This window comes from Paenibacillus sp. FSL R5-0341 (assembly GCF_037975235.1).
Classification (GTDB): Bacteria; Bacillota; Bacilli; order Paenibacillales; family Paenibacillaceae; genus Paenibacillus; species Paenibacillus amylolyticus_A.
In genome coordinates this window covers 4,064,210-4,079,649 of the sequence record NZ_CP150241.1, presented here as the reverse complement: position 1 = coordinate 4,079,649, position 15,440 = coordinate 4,064,210, and the positions used below count along the sequence as shown (strand labels likewise).

Annotated in this window: 17 protein-coding genes; all 17 read left to right on the top strand. The window is 47.3% G+C overall.

The features are described 5' to 3' along the window. The first annotated feature begins 4 nt into the window (after window positions 1–4). The 17 genes from aroH to MKX75_RS18185 all read left to right on the top strand — a co-directional run bounded on the left by aroH (window position 5) and on the right by MKX75_RS18185 (window position 15,429). Window positions 5–382 carry a chorismate mutase gene (aroH, locus tag MKX75_RS18265; RefSeq protein WP_047843558.1) on the top strand — a complete coding sequence of 126 codons (378 nt, stop codon included), beginning with the start codon at window positions 5–7 and terminating at the stop codon, window positions 380–382. A 503-nt stretch (window positions 383–885) separates the two neighbouring features. Beyond that, on the top strand, window positions 886–2,454 hold the full coding sequence (gene trpE, locus MKX75_RS18260) for an anthranilate synthase component I (protein ID WP_339166322.1): 1,569 nt from the start codon (window positions 886–888) through the stop codon (window positions 2,452–2,454). Window positions 2,455–2,522: 68 nt separating this feature from the next. After that, window positions 2,523–3,563 carry an anthranilate phosphoribosyltransferase gene (trpD, locus tag MKX75_RS18255; RefSeq protein ID WP_139331884.1) on the top strand — a complete coding sequence of 347 codons (1,041 nt, stop codon included), beginning with the start codon at window positions 2,523–2,525 and terminating at the stop codon, window positions 3,561–3,563. Continuing rightward, window positions 3,553–4,341, top strand: coding sequence for an indole-3-glycerol phosphate synthase TrpC (trpC, locus tag MKX75_RS18250; protein WP_339166321.1), 789 nt, complete (start codon window positions 3,553–3,555; stop codon window positions 4,339–4,341). The genes trpD and trpC overlap by 11 nt, the downstream gene beginning before the upstream one ends. 35 nt (window positions 4,342–4,376) lie before the next feature. Then, a complete protein-coding gene (locus tag MKX75_RS18245) occupies window positions 4,377–5,078 on the top strand; it encodes a phosphoribosylanthranilate isomerase (RefSeq protein ID WP_339166319.1) in 702 nt (233 codons plus the stop codon). After that, a complete protein-coding gene (trpB, locus tag MKX75_RS18240) occupies window positions 5,075–6,274 on the top strand; it encodes a tryptophan synthase subunit beta (RefSeq protein ID WP_017687714.1) in 1,200 nt (399 codons plus the stop codon). The genes MKX75_RS18245 and trpB overlap by 4 nt, the downstream gene beginning before the upstream one ends. Beyond that, entirely contained in the window at window positions 6,271–7,077 is an 807-nt protein-coding gene (gene trpA, locus MKX75_RS18235; RefSeq protein WP_264927469.1) for a tryptophan synthase subunit alpha, read from the top strand. Before trpB ends, trpA begins: the two co-directional genes overlap by 4 nt. 86 nt (window positions 7,078–7,163) lie before the next feature. Beyond that, complete coding sequence (hisC, locus tag MKX75_RS18230) at window positions 7,164–8,264, top strand: histidinol-phosphate transaminase (RefSeq protein ID WP_145148808.1); 1,101 nt, start codon at window positions 7,164–7,166, stop codon at window positions 8,262–8,264. A gap of 26 nt (window positions 8,265–8,290) precedes the next feature. Continuing rightward, entirely contained in the window at window positions 8,291–9,385 is a 1,095-nt protein-coding gene (locus MKX75_RS18225; protein WP_339166317.1) for a prephenate dehydrogenase, read from the top strand. A gap of 710 nt (window positions 9,386–10,095) precedes the next feature. Next, window positions 10,096–10,689, top strand: coding sequence for a sigma-70 family RNA polymerase sigma factor (locus MKX75_RS18220; protein WP_062835180.1), 594 nt, complete (start codon window positions 10,096–10,098; stop codon window positions 10,687–10,689). After that, entirely contained in the window at window positions 10,686–11,324 is a 639-nt protein-coding gene (locus tag MKX75_RS18215) for a zf-HC2 domain-containing protein (RefSeq protein ID WP_062835179.1), read from the top strand. Before MKX75_RS18220 ends, MKX75_RS18215 begins: the two co-directional genes overlap by 4 nt. A 43-nt stretch (window positions 11,325–11,367) precedes the next feature. Continuing rightward, window positions 11,368–11,967 carry a histidine phosphatase family protein gene (locus MKX75_RS18210; RefSeq protein WP_339170512.1) on the top strand — a complete coding sequence of 200 codons (600 nt, stop codon included), beginning with the start codon at window positions 11,368–11,370 and terminating at the stop codon, window positions 11,965–11,967. A 278-nt stretch (window positions 11,968–12,245) separates the two neighbouring features. After that, entirely contained in the window at window positions 12,246–13,364 is a 1,119-nt protein-coding gene (locus tag MKX75_RS18205) for a hypothetical protein (RefSeq protein ID WP_076331399.1), read from the top strand. 44 nt (window positions 13,365–13,408) lie between these two features. Next, window positions 13,409–13,915, top strand: coding sequence for a gamma carbonic anhydrase family protein (locus MKX75_RS18200; protein ID WP_339166315.1), 507 nt, complete (start codon window positions 13,409–13,411; stop codon window positions 13,913–13,915). 23 nt (window positions 13,916–13,938) lie between these two features. Continuing rightward, on the top strand, window positions 13,939–14,118 hold the full coding sequence (locus tag MKX75_RS18195; protein ID WP_017687723.1) for an IDEAL domain-containing protein: 180 nt from the start codon (window positions 13,939–13,941) through the stop codon (window positions 14,116–14,118). 152 nt (window positions 14,119–14,270) lie between these two features. After that, window positions 14,271–14,693 (top strand): DUF2487 family protein, encoded by a 423-nt coding sequence (locus MKX75_RS18190; protein ID WP_076331401.1) that lies wholly within the window; start codon window positions 14,271–14,273, stop codon window positions 14,691–14,693. A 193-nt stretch (window positions 14,694–14,886) separates the two neighbouring features. After that, a complete protein-coding gene (locus MKX75_RS18185) occupies window positions 14,887–15,429 on the top strand; it encodes a ubiquinol-cytochrome c reductase iron-sulfur subunit (protein ID WP_062835174.1) in 543 nt (180 codons plus the stop codon). The last annotated feature ends 11 nt before the right edge of the window (window positions 15,430–15,440 follow it).

Sequence of the window (15,440 nt, the reverse complement as noted above, 5' to 3'; positions counted from 1 at the left end):
AGCAATGGTCACACGGGGAATTCGCGGGGCTACAACAGTCACGCAGAACAACGAAGAACAGATTTTGAAGGAAACGGCTGTATTGTTGCAGGAGATCGTAGATCGCAATGAGATCCAACCGGAAGATATCTGCAGTGTGTGGATTACATTAACCGGGGATCTGGATGCTGCTTTCCCGGCAAAAGCTATTCGCCAACTGGATGGCTGGGAACTGGTACCACTAATGTGTGCACTGGAGGTTCCTGTTAAAGGTGCCTTGGCACAGTGTATTCGTTTCATGGTGCATGTGAATACGAACAAAGCTCAGAATGAAATCAACCATGTGTATCTGAACGGTGCACAGGCATTACGTCCGGATTTGGCAGCACCTTCTGGCTCTTAAGTAAGTGGGTTGTCAAACCGATCATAATGATGTATAGTGAGAACCAGTTGAGTAGAGTAGAGATTGAGCTGAGAGCAGCTGAGCTAGTGGAGTATATAGCAGAGTCCAGTGGGTGGTAACCGGGGCAACAGAAACCGGTCAACTGATTCACGGTACGTCGTGCTACGGAATAGGTAACAGGAGCAGGGAAGCAAATGTGTCTTGGGACACGTTTTGTTTTGATATATTTGGATATAACACGAATAACGCACGTTCCCGTATTTTATGAAATACTGGAATGAGTAGTTGAAGTGTTATAACTGATTTATTTTTCCCGATTGCATGATGTGAGATGCATCAGTTCAGCAACCTGTGAATAATCCGACAGCGCAGTATAGGGACTTGTTATTTATGAAGCATCACCCTGTTAAATACAGCTTATAACCAAACCTCTACCTGATGGTAGAGGTTTTTTTCGTATATTGAATTGCTTCTTCTACCTAAATCTGAAAGGACGTGATCTGATGATAACGCCAAACGTTAATCAAGTACTGAAAATGTCGAATGAGTATAATCTGATTCCGGTAGTCAAACGGATTCTTGCAGACATGGAGACCCCAATTCGAATATTCCGCCGTTATGCTGACAACGACCGTGCATTCCTGCTGGAAAGTGTAGAGGGTGGTATCCAATGGGCGAGATACTCGTTCATCGGTACAGATCCGTTCCTGATGATTTCGGCGAAGAAAGGCCGGATTGTTGTAGAAGAAGCAGGGAAGACCCGTGAATTACCAGGCAAACCGATTGAAGAACTGAAAGCATTGCTGCGTAAGTACCGCAGCCCGAAAGATGATGAACTGCCGCCATTCACAGGTGGGGCAATTGGGTTCTTCGGATACGATCTGCTGTCGTATTATGAGAAGCTTCCAGCTCACGCGCTGGATGACCTGAATATGGATGACATTCGCTTTATGTTCTGTGACCAGATTATCGTGTTTGACCATGTGAAGCAGCAAATGCTGCTGGTCGGTAATGTACACGTCAAGGACGGTGCAACAGATGATGAGATACGGCAAGCATATGCAGTGACTTCGGAGAAGCTGGAGCAGGCCGCAGAACGGTTGCAGCAGCAAGGACCAGGGGAGAACCTGAATCCGCGCTCCATTCCGGGAGACGTGGAACTGGGGGATATCCGCTCCAATCTCACGAAGGAGCAGTTTATCGGTAATGTGGAGCAAGCCAAAGAATACATTCGCGCAGGTGATATTTTTCAAGTGGTACTATCCCAGCGTTTCCACATTGATACAGAGGTTTCTCCACTTCACGTGTATCGTGTGCTTCGGACGCTGAATCCATCTCCTTACATGTACTACCTCAAAATGGATGATGAGATTATCGTTGGCACTTCGCCAGAAGCGCTGGTCAAGGTGGACGGCAATCGTGTGGAGACTCGACCGATTGCAGGCACACGTCCAAGAGGGGCGACAGAAGCGGAAGATCGTGCATTCGCTGCGGATCTGCTCCAGGATGAGAAGGAACGTGCGGAGCATCTGATGCTGGTTGATCTTGGGCGTAATGATCTGGGCCGGGTATCCAGCTTCGGCAGTGTGAAGTGTGACATGTTCATGGAGATTGAACGTTACTCTCACGTTATGCATATGGTGTCCAACGTTACGGGTGAGTTAAGAGAAGACAAGGATTTCTTTGATGCTTTCCTTTCATGCTTGCCAGCAGGTACCGTATCCGGTGCACCGAAATTACGTGCAATGGAGATCATCGCGGAACTGGAGAAAGAGGCACGTGGTGCCTATGCAGGAGCAATCGGATACCTCGGTTTCTCGGGTAACATGGACTCCTGTATTACGATTCGTACGATTATTTTCAAAAAAGGAAAAGCATATGTACAGGCCGGAGCGGGAATCGTATGGGATTCTGTGCCTGAGAATGAATATGAGGAAACGGTTAATAAAGCCAAAGCATTGCTCAAGGCGATTCGAACAGCAGAAGCCATGTTTCCTGCCAAAGACAAGGACAACACGTTGAGACTGGCAAATGCAGACTACTTTGTCACACCAGCAGCCGCTAAGAACTGAGAGAGGAGAGACCGGAGATGAACATAAACCCAATAATGAATGAGAACCTTGTAACCCCTATTGCTGAGATTACTCGTGAGGAAGGCATGAAAAATGGCCTGGCGAAGATTTTGGAGGGCGGTCATCTGGAGCAAGCCGAAGCACGAGATTTGATGTACTCGATCATGAGAGGTGAGGCAACGCCGGCTCAAATCGGAGGTTTGCTGATGGCGCTGCGGATGAAGGGGGAAACGGTGGATGAGATCACCGGTTTTGCTGAAGCCATGCGTGGTCAGGGCGGACGAATCCTCACGGATGGCAGCGGCTTGCTGGACACGTGTGGAACAGGTGGATCGGGTATTCACAAATTCAACATTTCCACAGCATCCGCGATCATTGCTTCGGCCGTCTCAGTTCGGGTCGCCAAACATGGCAACCGTTCAGCTTCAGGCAAAGCGGGTAGTGCAGATGTACTAGAGGCACTCGGTGTAAATATCCATCTGAACGGTGAGCAGGCCAGACAATGTCTGGATGATATCGGAATCTGTTTCTGTTTTGCCCAGGTATATCACCCTTCCATGCGACATGCGGCAGGACCAAGAAAGGAGCTGGGTGTTCGTACCATTTTCAACATGCTCGGACCTTTAACCAACCCTGCAGGAGCAGATCGCCAATTGCTTGGCCTGTATGATCGTTCCCGGACGCCAATGATTGCTGAAGTACTGAATCGTCTGGGTCTCAAAAGAGCGTTGGTCGTGGCCAGCCATGATGGTCTGGATGAAATCAGTATCTCGGCGCCAACTCAGGTATCTGAACTTCGCAATGGTCAAGTGCACACCTATGATATTGATCCACGTGATATGGGCTTGTCTCTGCATCCGCTCGAAGCGGTACTTGGAGGAGATGCGGCACAGAATGCCGAAATTATTAAGAGGATCTTCCAGGGTGAGCAGAGTGCCTACCGTGATGTCGTTCTATTGAATGCCGGAGCGTGCATCTATGTGTCCGGTCTTGCAGATAGCATTGCTGAAGGGGTGACACTTGCCGCAGAAGCGGTAGATTCGGGCAAAGCTGCCGGGAAGCTTGAACAGTTAATTCATACAACGGAGGCGTACAGTCATGTATCTTGATCGAATCGTTGCAACCAAACATAAAGAAGTTGAAGTTCTGGCACAAACATTTCGCATGGATGAGGCTATCCAAAAAATCGAACAATTACCCGCAACCCGTGGGTTTGAAAAAGCATTATCGAGCGGACGAAATCGCAAACTCGGCCTTATTGCTGAAGTGAAGAAGGCTTCGCCGTCCAAAGGATTGATCCGTCCGGATTTTCATCCGGTAGAGATTGCTGCTGCTTATGAACGAGCGGGTGCAGACTGCATCTCCGTGTTAACGGATGTGTCGTATTTTCAAGGGAGCAACGAGTACTTGCAGGCCATTCATCAGTCTGTGAACATTCCGCTATTGCGTAAGGATTTTATTATAGATGAACGACAGATCGCCGAGGCAAGATTGCTGGGTGCGGACGCGGTACTACTCATTGCCAGCATTCTGACTCCAGAACAAATTCGTCAATATCTGGAATTCGCCAAAAGTTTGGGGCTGGACGCCTTGATTGAAGTCCACGATCGGACAGAGCTGGAGCAGGTATTGAAAATTCCGCAGGCAACCCTTGTGGGTATCAATAATCGTAATTTGAAAACATTCGAAACCAGTCTGAACACGACACTGGATTTGATGGAATTGATTCCAAGTGGCGTCACATTGATTAGCGAAAGTGGTATTGACGGACCAGAATCAACAGTACCTCTGATTCAGGCCGGTGTTCATGGTATTCTCGTAGGTGAGCATCTCATGCGCAAGGATGATGTCGAGGCGGCTGTATATGATCTGATGGGACCCAAATGATGAATACTTCCATACACGATGGCACAGGCGACAGTATGTCAGAACTGAGAAACCCGCTGCCAGCGGCCGTAAAAATATGTGGACTTCAGGACGTTGAAGTGCTAAAATCGATGATAAACTTGCCTGTGGATTACATTGGTGTTGTTTTTGCCAAATCACGCCGCCGAATCGAACCCGAGCAGGCTGCTGCATTAAGAACAGTACTATTCGAATGGTCGGCCTATGAACGGCCTAAGCTTGCGGGTGTATTTGTGAATCCTACGCTCGAAGAGCTGGAACACATTATGGAGATTGCTCACCTCGATGTTATTCAACTGCATGGACAGGAGACTGCGGAATTTTGTCAGCAGGTGAAGCAGCGGTGGAATGCCGAAGTATTCAAGGCTTTTTCTTTTCCCAAAGATGAAACGGGTCCGGAAGCTGATGATGCAGCCATAAGGTCTCTTGATGCCTACGATAAATTCGTGGATGCGATATTGCTTGATACCTATGATCCTCTATATGGAGGGGGCTCCGGCAAAACGTTTGCCTGGGAGCGTATTCCTGCCTATGCCGATTGGGCGAACAGTCATGGAATCTCTCTGTTTGTTGCAGGAGGTTTGCAGCCGGACAATGTACAACAACTGATACAGACATATGCACCTTTCGGCGTCGATGTATCCAGCGGCGTGGAGACTGAAGGTGTGAAGGATATGGCCAAAATTACAGCATTCGTAGAAAGGGTGAAGCAGGCATGACACATCAATTGCCGGATCAACACGGGCGTTTCGGTCACTTCGGAGGCCGCTTTGTACCTGAGACACTAATGAACGCACTCATAGAGCTGGAGGAGGCATATAGCCATTTCTCTGAAGACGAGGAATTTAACAAGGAACTGAACTATCTGCTGAGCGAGTATTCTGGACGTGAAACGCCATTGTATCATGCAGAGCAATTATCACGCCGATTGGGCGGACCGAAAATTTATCTGAAACGTGAAGATCTGAATCATACAGGTGCGCACAAAATTAATAACGCCATTGGACAAGGTTTACTTGCGAAACGGATGGGCAAAAAGAAAGTCATTGCCGAAACGGGTGCAGGCCAACATGGCGTTGCAACGGCGACAGTAGCCGCATTGCTCGGACTGGAATGTAAAGTATTTATGGGTGAAGAAGATACAGAGCGTCAGCAGTTAAACGTATTTCGGATGAAGCTGCTCGGAGCAGAAGTGATTCCAGTGACGTCCGGAACACGGACACTGAAGGATGCTGGTAATGAAGCACTTCGCTACTGGGTCAGCAATGTGGAGGATACGTTTTATGTGCTCGGATCCGTGGTTGGTCCTCATCCATATCCGATGATGGTGCGGAATTTCCAACGTGTGATTGGTGATGAAACCCGTCGTCAGATTCAGGAGATCGAAGGACGTCTGCCGGATGTGATTGTAGCCGCTGTTGGTGGAGGAAGTAATGCGATCGGGATGTTCTATCCATTTATCGGTGACCAAGATGTGAAGCTTGTTGGTGTTGAGGCCGCAGGCAAAGGGGTCGAAACCGAGTATCACGCTGCGACGATGACCAAAGGCACGCATGGTGTATTCCAGGGATCTATGAGTTATCTGTTACAGGATGAGTATGGACAGGTTCAGCCAGCTCACTCTATTTCGGCCGGACTTGATTATCCGGGTGTTGGTCCGGAGCATTCCTATCTCAAGGATATTGAACGGGCAAAATATGTACCGATTACAGATCAGGAGGCACTGGATGCCCTGCAATTGCTATGCCGGACAGAAGGAATCATTCCTGCTCTGGAGTCCGCACATGCGGTCGCCCAAGTTGTTAAACTGGCGCCTGAACTCACAGCGGACGATATTGTGGTCATCTGTCTGTCGGGACGTGGAGACAAGGATGTTGAATCCATCATGAAATACACGGGAGGCGACTTGGGATGAATCTGATGGACCAGACCTTCCAGCAATTGAAGGAACAGAATCGCACGGCACTTATTCCATTCTTAACCGTGGGAGACCCGGATGTGGATACAACGATCGATATCATCAAGGAGCTTGAACAGGCGGGAGCGGACATTTTGGAACTGGGTGTTCCCTATTCCGATCCGCTTGCAGATGGCCCAGTCATTCAGCGTGCTTCCGAACGTGCGCTGAAAAGCCAGATTACCATTCGTACTGTGATGGAAACTGCAGCAAAAGCTCGTAAGGCAGGTGTGAAACTGCCATTTGTACTGTTCACCTATTATAATCCGGTGTTGCAGACAGGACTGGATGTGTTCTTCGAAGAATTGGTCAAACACGATATTAGTGGCATGATCATTCCGGACCTGCCGATTGAGGAAGCGGAAGAGATGCGACAACGTGCAAATCGTGCCGGTGTGCATCTGGTGCCGCTTGTTGCACCAACGTCTAATGCACGGATTGAGCGGATTGTGACGGGAGCGAGCGGCTTTATCTATTGTGTATCTTCCCTTGGTGTAACCGGAGAGAGAGCTTCTTTCTTTGACGGCGTAGAAAGCTTCATTGAGACGGTGAAAAGTCTGACAGACCTCCCTGTAGCGGTAGGTTTCGGTATCTCCAGCCATGAGCAGGTTGCACATTTCTCCCGCATCTGCGATGGTGTTGTTGTCGGTAGTGCCATCGTTCGTCAAGTGGAAGACGCGATTCCTCTGCTTGAAAATCCGGATACGCGTGCAGCGGGACTGTTGCAAATTCGCAACTTTGTGGCACAATTAAAGGGATAGGGATGTCCTGAAAGTACATCCTTTGGATACGTGAGGTACATGCTGATCCGTGTCCAACAATATTTTAAAAACAGGAGGCGGTTGGGTTGAAACCGAAATCCCAGATTGTCAATCTGCCTGTGTACCAGCCGGGCAAACCGATTGAAGAAGTGAAACGTGAACTGGGGCTTGATCAAGTCATCAAGCTGGCCTCCAACGAAAATCCGTACGGCAGTTCTCCTGCCGCTCTGGAAGCCATTACGAGAGAAATGACGAATATAAGCATATACCCGGATGGTAGCTCAGTTGAGCTGACAGGAGTTCTTGCTAGCCATCTTGGCGTGGAACGGAACAATCTGATATTTGGTTGTGGTTCCGATGAGATTATTGCTTTGATTACGAGAGCTTTCTTCTTGCCGGGTGACGAGACCATCATGGCTGATCAGACATTCTCTGTATACAAAAGCAATGCAGATATTGAGGGTGCCGTTACCATTGAAGTACCTCTGAAGGATGGGACTCATGATCTGAGCGCCATGCTCGCACAAATCAGCGACAAAACCAAAGCAGTATGGGTGTGTAATCCAAATAATCCGACAGGTACGATTATCTCCGAGCAGGAACTTACAGCCTTTATGGACCGCGTGCCTGCTCATGTGATGGTCATACTGGACGAAGCGTATTATGAGTTCGTAACCGATGAAGCATATCCGCAAAGTGTACCATTGATCGAACGGTATCCGAACCTGGTCATTCTACGGACATTCTCCAAAATTTACGGTTTGGCTTCGCTCCGGATTGGGTATGGTATTGCTCGTCCCGAAATTATTGATTTGATTAACCGTGTACGTGAGCCATTTAACACTTCGCGTTTTGGACAGGTCGCAGCAACGGCAGCACTGCTCGATCAGGAGTTTGTTCAAGAGTGCTCGAAGCGGAATGCAACGGATCGGGATTTCCTGCAAAATGAATTTACACGGTTGGGATTGTCGTATTTCCCTTCACAGGGTAACTTTATTATGGTTGATCTGAACATGCCTTCGGCAACGGCGTTCCAATCCTTGCTCAAACAAGGCATTATCGTTCGCCCGGGATTCCACGTATACCCAACATACATTCGTGTGTCCGTCGGAACATCAGAACAGAACCGTGCATTTGTCACGGCACTGGAGAACACGCTGGCTGAGAAGGCGGTAGCACGCCCTTAATTCTGGCGATGAAAGAGTGAGGACCCATGAAACTAAAAATTGCAATGATCGGTGTAGGACTCATCGGCGGTTCACTTGCGCTCTGCTTCAAAGGCAAGCCAGGTGTAACCGTGATGGGCTACGCCCACTTGGATGAACTGAAGGACAAGTACATAGCGAGCGGTGTAGTGGATGATGCTACGCTCTCTCTGGAAGAAGCGGTAGAGGATGCCGACTTTATTTTTTTGTGCGTTCCCGTAGGTTTACTTGAATCCTACTTTGAGCAGCTCTCCAAGCTGCCATTGAAAAAAGGATGTATTATCACTGACGTAGGAAGCACGAAGGCTTCCATTGCGGCTTGTGCTGAGCATGTGCGGTTGACCGACGCTTATTTCATTGGTGGTCATCCTATGGCAGGATCGGAGCGTGCAGGCGTAGACGCGGCCTCAGCCGTGTTGTTTGAGAATGCATACTACGTCTTGACCCCATCAGAATATGTGCCTGAGGAAGCGTACAGCAGGTTGTCTGAGCTGCTTGCGTATACGCGGGCACAGATCGTACGTGTGGAGCCTTTGCTGCACGATGACATTGTGGGGGCGATTAGTCATCTGCCACATGTTATTGCTGTTGCGTTGGTAAACCAGGTGCGTGAGTATAATGAGTCGAATCCGTTGTATAAAATGCTGGCTGCAGGCGGTTTCCGAGATATCACCCGGATTGCATCCAGTGACGCCATTGTATGGAGAGATATCTTGCTTAGCAACCGGGATGTACTGCTGGGTTTGCTTAAAGACTGGAACAGACAAATGACGGCTTTCACGGATATGCTGGAGCATAAGAATGGTGAAGGCATTGAGGAAGCATTCCGTCAGGCCCGCGAGTTCCGCAGTGTATTGCCAGAACGACGCAAAGGCATGATTTCGCCGTTATTTGACCTCTATACCGATGTCCAGGATGCACCTGGTATGATTGGTAAGATCGCAACTGAGCTTGGGGCCAATGACATCAACTTGAGCAACTTGGAGATTATCGAGAACCGGGTGGATGTGCCAGGCATTATGCGTCTGTCCTTCCGTCAGGAAGAAGATATGGAACGAGCCAAGACGTTATTGGATTCCTTAGGTTATCAGGTGTGGATATAAGATGAGAAAGGGGGCGAAAGCCCTCTTTTTTGTGAGGTTATATTGGAGTTGTTCAGTTGATTTTCGTCACAGATTAAAGAGGGTAATGTATATAGAGTATGTAAATATTAACATACAAATAACAGGCAACATCTTTTAGAAGACAAAAAAAAGACCGCTTACATAAGCGGCCATTGCTCACGTGGAGCAATACAGTTATTGGATAGGAGTGGAGAGAAACCATACTGTACCCTTATTATATGTATACGTTTTCATTTTGTCAACACTTTAAGTAAAATTGTTTGAGTTAATTATATCTTTCGGAAATTCAGGATAATACATCCTTTTGTGAAGATGCCTCGGATCAAAAAAATATCACATTTTTGTAACCTTTTTAAAACTTCGCTCGTCTATATACAAAAGGCTTGTCAAAAAGGTCCAAAAAGAAGTCATGAACGTGAAAATGACCGCATATGAATGACAGGTCGGGTTTCTGTGGATAGCAATGGATTTGCCAGGATGATGCAGACCGTTGTACAATAAATACTGTTAATGTAGAAACGTTGGGGAAATTGCCATTACATAGGGGAATTTGGCGGGAAGGCCAGTTATGGCGCTGAACGCTGTTAATATGCGGTGAGAACCGCAACTTTTTTGTGCCTGTTCGGTAATACATGGATAGAGTCGAACGGGGAGAAGCACATGGATGGGCGAGGAGGGGTCGCACTCAAATGACGGATTCCCAGTTGATTCGAGAGATCAAGGAAGGTAACCTGGAGTTATATTCCGAGCTGATGAGTCGTTATCAGCGTAAAATACTGGCTTTCGTATATCATATGTTGAAAAGTTCCAATATGGAGCTGCTTGCGGAAGATCTCTGTTCTGAGACTTTCTATAAGGCGTTCCGCAGTCTGCACTCTTTCCGTGAGGTAGATGCCTCATTCTCAACCTGGTTATATACCATTGCGAGAAATACGGTACTGAGTGAGCTTCGCAAACAGCGCAGCGGAAATGTCCCACTTGAAGAGAGCGGGATCGTTCCTGTTGCTCCTTCGGAGAATGCACCGGAGTATGCTGTTCTGCGCAGCGAGCGGGTGATGCTGGTTAGGGATGCGATTAACAATTTGCCGGAGAAGCAGCGTTCTGCGATTATACTCCGTGAGTATGATCAACTAGACTACCAAGAGATTGCAAATATTCTTGGGCAGAGCGTCAGTTCTGTGAAATCGTTATTATTCAGAGCAAGATCAAGCGTAAAAACTCAATTGGAACCTTATTTCTTCGAACCGGTGTACGAGCCATATGAAGGGATGAAGAACCGATGAATTGCAATGAAGCCCAGGAACTGTTTGCACTGGTCTGGGACTTGCCGGAAGCTCATCCTCAGCGGATTGCATTTCATGCTCATCTCGCTGGTTGTGAAGAGTGCTCCGAGCAGTTTGAGGTCTGGGAAGAAGCCCAGATCTTGCTGCACAGCATCCCGGTTCCAGTGACAGAACAACAGGCAGAGAGAGTCAACCGTAACGTTATGGACCGGATCTATGCGGAGTCTCCATGGCTATTGCCGGAAGAGGCAAAGGTTAATCGTTTCTCTGCTGCGATCCGCAAACATATGTCTTTGTGGATTGCCGCGTTCCTGGCTATTTTTTTATGCAGCTTTCTGTACATGGCCATGTTTAAGCCAGACGTATCAGAAGCTGAGCAAACCAAGGTTGTTGCTACGGGTATTCTGGAGACAGGGGTTGCCGGAAGCGGACCATCGTCTTCTGGATTGTATCAGTACAACATGACTGGAGCGGACAGAGGAAGCATCATTGAACCTTTTGTTGTGAGCATGGGACCTGCTTATCCTCAATATTGGATGGCCCTGTCTTTACTAGCAATAGGGATGGCTTTATTTTCTCTTGGACGTATGCATCGAACAACGAATAAACGTAAACAACAAGGTGCGCGTGCATAGGTAATAACCTTTCGTTCGCCGTGTGGAGAGATGAGGGATGAAAGTGCGAATCGGGCTTATTCGTCACGGTCTTACAGACTGGAATGCGGCGGGCCGTATACAGGGTCAGACGGATATTCCGCTCAATGGAGAAGGTCGTGAACAGGCAGGACGCCTGGGAAGACGTCTGCTGACGGAAGAATACCAATGGGACTATATCATCACAAGTGGATTATCGCGGGCACAGGAAACAGGGGAGATCATCTCCAATCTGTTGAATGTACCTTTGCTGGAGCCGGACGCACGGTTGAAAGAAAGGGCTTTTGGTCAGATTGAAGGTCTGACTTCAGATGAACGGGTTGCCCGCTGGGGCAAATCATGGGAGACATTGGACTTGGGACAGGAGCAGATAGCGGATATCCAGATTCGTGCACTGGCGTTTTTGGAAGATCTATGGTCTACCTATCCGGACCAGAATGTACTCATTGTCACCCATGGAGCTTTTCTGGCCAACTTGTTAACAGCCTTGTTTGAAGATCGGTATACGGAACGGATTGGAAACCTGTCACTGACGATTCTGGAAAAGGAACGTGATGACTGGAGTCCGCTGTTATATAATTGCACACGACATCTGTCTTTGGACACAGCGAAACAACCTGAGTAATCCAACTTGGGTTGTTTTTTTTGCGTTTTATGGAGAAAGAAAGACTTTATATGATTTCAAACCTCTCATTTTTCTTCTGATTGACCAACTTGAGGCATAGTATGATTAACGAATTAATTTCATAATTCACTAAAGATATTATGAAATGGATTCAAACATAAAAGATTTCCAAAAAGAGGTTTAGATTGTGGGAATTCCGTCAACGATGTTTACAAAACCAAACTATTTCAGGCTTCGAATCAGCGGTCGAAGTAGTTAACGGGCGAGGCGATGGACCCATGAATCTAGCGGATATGCTTACTTTTGCCGATATTGGCCAGCTTAATCGAATAGCAGACTATTACCAATGTGAATGCAAGCCCAACTCCAAACATGAACTCATCCAGAGTATTCTCACTACATTGGGCAGCAGACCCTTTTTTGAGCAGCAGGTACGTCAACTGAATCAAGCAGATCAGCGCTTCTTGAACAACTTGTTGTTTGATCCTCGCCAGTACTATGGTATGGAAGAACTCGTTGCCATAGCCCGTCAATCGATGGACAAAAAGGAGAGTGAGGCTGGCGCCAGTCCACGTGACCTCATCGTTCGCTTCAATAAGAGCGGATGGTTGTTCAATGGGACGACGCAGCAGACCAGATATCTGTATCAGGTACCTCAGGATCTGAAATTAAGGTTCAGGGATGTGTTATCCACACATTTGCGAGCAGGGATTACCAAAACGACGGAACCGCCCATGTATCGGGATGAGTATCATCTCTTAGCGGATGATCTTAAGTTGTTCCTGCAGTTTGTCCAGCAGCATGAAATTGCCCTTAACGCTGAAGGCATGATGTACCGTCGCTCTCAACAGCAGATTATGGAGCATCTACACATCAGTGAGGAATTGGTGGGCAAAGCCGGTTGGAGATTCGGATATGGTCGTTCATTCAAGGATTACCCGGATCGCTTCGCTCTTCTCTACGACTATGCATTTCACCATCGGCTGGTTCGCGAGGAGCAAGGTACGCTAAGGTTATCACCAGCTGGAGAAGACAAGCTGGGGGCTGAGAAAACAGCCGAAATGATACAGCTATTTAGGTTTTGGTTAAGATTGTATAAAGGTGCTATTCCCAATCTGTCCTCTATTGTGTATTGGACAGGCGAATGTGCCTCGGAATGGTCAACCGCCGAATCGCTGTTTCGTCAGATCGGTCCATTCATTCAGCCGTTCTATTATGATACGGCTGAGGCCATCTATGATAATAGAATTGTTAAAATGATGTTGCATCTTGGCATGGTTCGCATTGGCGAACACGAGGAAGGCCGGACTGTACAAATGACAGCCTGGGGCACACGACTTGCTGCATCCTGTCGCTCCATCTCAGGAGACGTTACACCTATTATGTTTGACAAGTGAAGGACAAGTTGCTAAAATCACTCCCAAATTAAGGAGTGATATCGATGATAATTCCATACAAAGGTCTACAACCTCAGTTACACCCTTCAGTATATATGGCTGAAGGTGCAAAACTGATCGGTGATTTGAGAATTGGGGAAGAATCTTCCGTCTGGTTCAATGCAGTCCTGCGAGCCGATTTGGCTCCCATAATCATTGGAAACCGCTGTAATATTCAAGATAATGCTGTTGGACATGTTAACACAGATCAACCTTTGATTTTGGGAGACGATGTTTCGGTAGGACATTCAGCGATCATTCATGGTTGTCGTATTGGAACAGGCTCATTAATCGGCATGGGAGCCATTCTGTTGAATGGAGCCGACATAGGCGAATATACGCTGATTGGGGCCGGTTCAGTTGTTACTGAGAATAGTAAAATTCCGCCCTATACTCTGGCCTTGGGGACACCTGCCAAAGTGATACGTGAGCTGACTGATGCCGATCTCGAGCGGATGTCGAGAACTTCACTGGGTTATGTTACCAAAGGAAAAGAATATAGGAGCTCTTAAATCCGTTTTGGAGGTGCATCCTATTGGATAAAATGAAAGTTACGTATGAAGTCATGTTGGGGCTGGCAGCTGAGATGGTGTGGGACGAAGCGCTTCGCAAACAGCGCAGCGAGAAGCTCTATTTGGAAATCGATAAAGCGTTAGCTACCGGAGACGAAGTAGCTTTCCGGAGTCTGACGGATGAACTGAGGACCATAAACTGATGGGCACCATACATCTTTTCTGATATAAAAGGGAATGCGCAGATGCGTGTTTCCTTTTTTGATATGTGTATTTCCAAAATGAATGTCTGGATTTATAAGATATGCTCATATATAATATGGGAATAAAATGGATAGAAAGGGGATATAGGGAATTGAAATTCAGTGAGATGACTCAAGACAGCTGGGCTGAACTGCAACTCTATCTGGATACATGCCTTATTCCATACACGGCTCTTAGCGGTGAGCAGTCGCCAGTTGAAGCTACCGAAGCACTGGAGCGGCTGAGAGATTTTCTGGATATGGTCGAGATTCCTTTCAAAGGGAGAATTATGACGTATCCAGCCTTTCATTATGCTAATTCGGAAATGTCAATGACATTAAATTCCTTGTCCGCACAGCTTAAATCCTCAGGATTCAAATATGTGGTTATTATGTCATCGGATGGTCAAATTGATGGTGTGGAAATTTCATCTGCTGATTTGGTTTTGAGTCGGTCAGCGTTAACGCGTGAGGTTGGTGAAGAGGGAATTGCGAGATTTGTCGGGGAGAAAATACGAGAGTTGTGGAAAAAATGAGTTTCGTGCGACAAATGTGACAATTTTACAACACTTTTTTAATAACGCTTACAAATGAACCTTAAAAATGTGTGACAAATTCTTGACGGTGTTCTAGGGCTACTATATGATTATGTATGTTCTAGTAAGTCGTGGAATTTCTGAAAATGAAAACGTTTGAGAGAGTTGGCTGAAAAAGGGGGTTGGAGACAGTATGAGCAGTGAGCATGACCAGCACGAAGCTTCATTGAAATTGCCAAGCCGCATGGAGATGTCACGCAGGCAGTTTTTGACGTACACGCTTGGTGGAGCTACAGCCTACATGGCCGCCGGTGCAATCCTTCCCATGGTCCGTTTTGCGGTGGACCCGATTTTGCAGCATAAGGGAGAAGGCACCTCTGTCAAAGTAGCTGAAATCAGCAAAATTACGAATGAGCCTCAAGAATTCACCTTTGAACTTCAACAACAGGATGGTTGGTATCTGAGTAATGCATCGTTAGTGGCGTGGATTCGCAAAGACGAGCAGGGTAAAATTTATGCGCTCTCACCTATCTGTAAACATCTAGGATGTACAGTAGGCTGGAATAGTGACAAAAGTTATCCTGACGAGTATCATTGCCCCTGCCATGGCGCGCACTATGACAAGGAAGGGAAGAATCTTGCCGTAGCCCCCAAACCGCTGGATGAGTACGTAGTCAAGGAAGAGCAGGGTTGGGTATATCTGGGCGACATTGTTCCGAACACCCGAGTGAATTAGGAGGCGTGAAC

Coding starts and splice junctions, on each gene's coding strand:
- aroH (WP_047843558.1), top strand. CDS start 5: ATGGTCACACGGGGAATTCGCGGGGCTACAACAGTCACGCAGAACAAC.
- trpE (WP_339166322.1), top strand. CDS start 886: ATGATAACGCCAAACGTTAATCAAGTACTGAAAATGTCGAATGAGTAT.
- trpC (WP_339166321.1), top strand. CDS start 3,553: ATGTATCTTGATCGAATCGTTGCAACCAAACATAAAGAAGTTGAAGTT.
- MKX75_RS18245 (WP_339166319.1), top strand. CDS start 4,377: ATGTCAGAACTGAGAAACCCGCTGCCAGCGGCCGTAAAAATATGTGGA.
- trpB (WP_017687714.1), top strand. CDS start 5,075: ATGACACATCAATTGCCGGATCAACACGGGCGTTTCGGTCACTTCGGA.
- trpA (WP_264927469.1), top strand. CDS start 6,271: ATGAATCTGATGGACCAGACCTTCCAGCAATTGAAGGAACAGAATCGC.
- MKX75_RS18225 (WP_339166317.1), top strand. CDS start 8,291: ATGAAACTAAAAATTGCAATGATCGGTGTAGGACTCATCGGCGGTTCA.
- MKX75_RS18220 (WP_062835180.1), top strand. CDS start 10,096: ATGACGGATTCCCAGTTGATTCGAGAGATCAAGGAAGGTAACCTGGAG.
- MKX75_RS18215 (WP_062835179.1), top strand. CDS start 10,686: ATGAATTGCAATGAAGCCCAGGAACTGTTTGCACTGGTCTGGGACTTG.
- MKX75_RS18205 (WP_076331399.1), top strand. CDS start 12,246: ATGAATCTAGCGGATATGCTTACTTTTGCCGATATTGGCCAGCTTAAT.
- MKX75_RS18200 (WP_339166315.1), top strand. CDS start 13,409: ATGATAATTCCATACAAAGGTCTACAACCTCAGTTACACCCTTCAGTA.
- MKX75_RS18185 (WP_062835174.1), top strand. CDS start 14,887: ATGAGCAGTGAGCATGACCAGCACGAAGCTTCATTGAAATTGCCAAGC.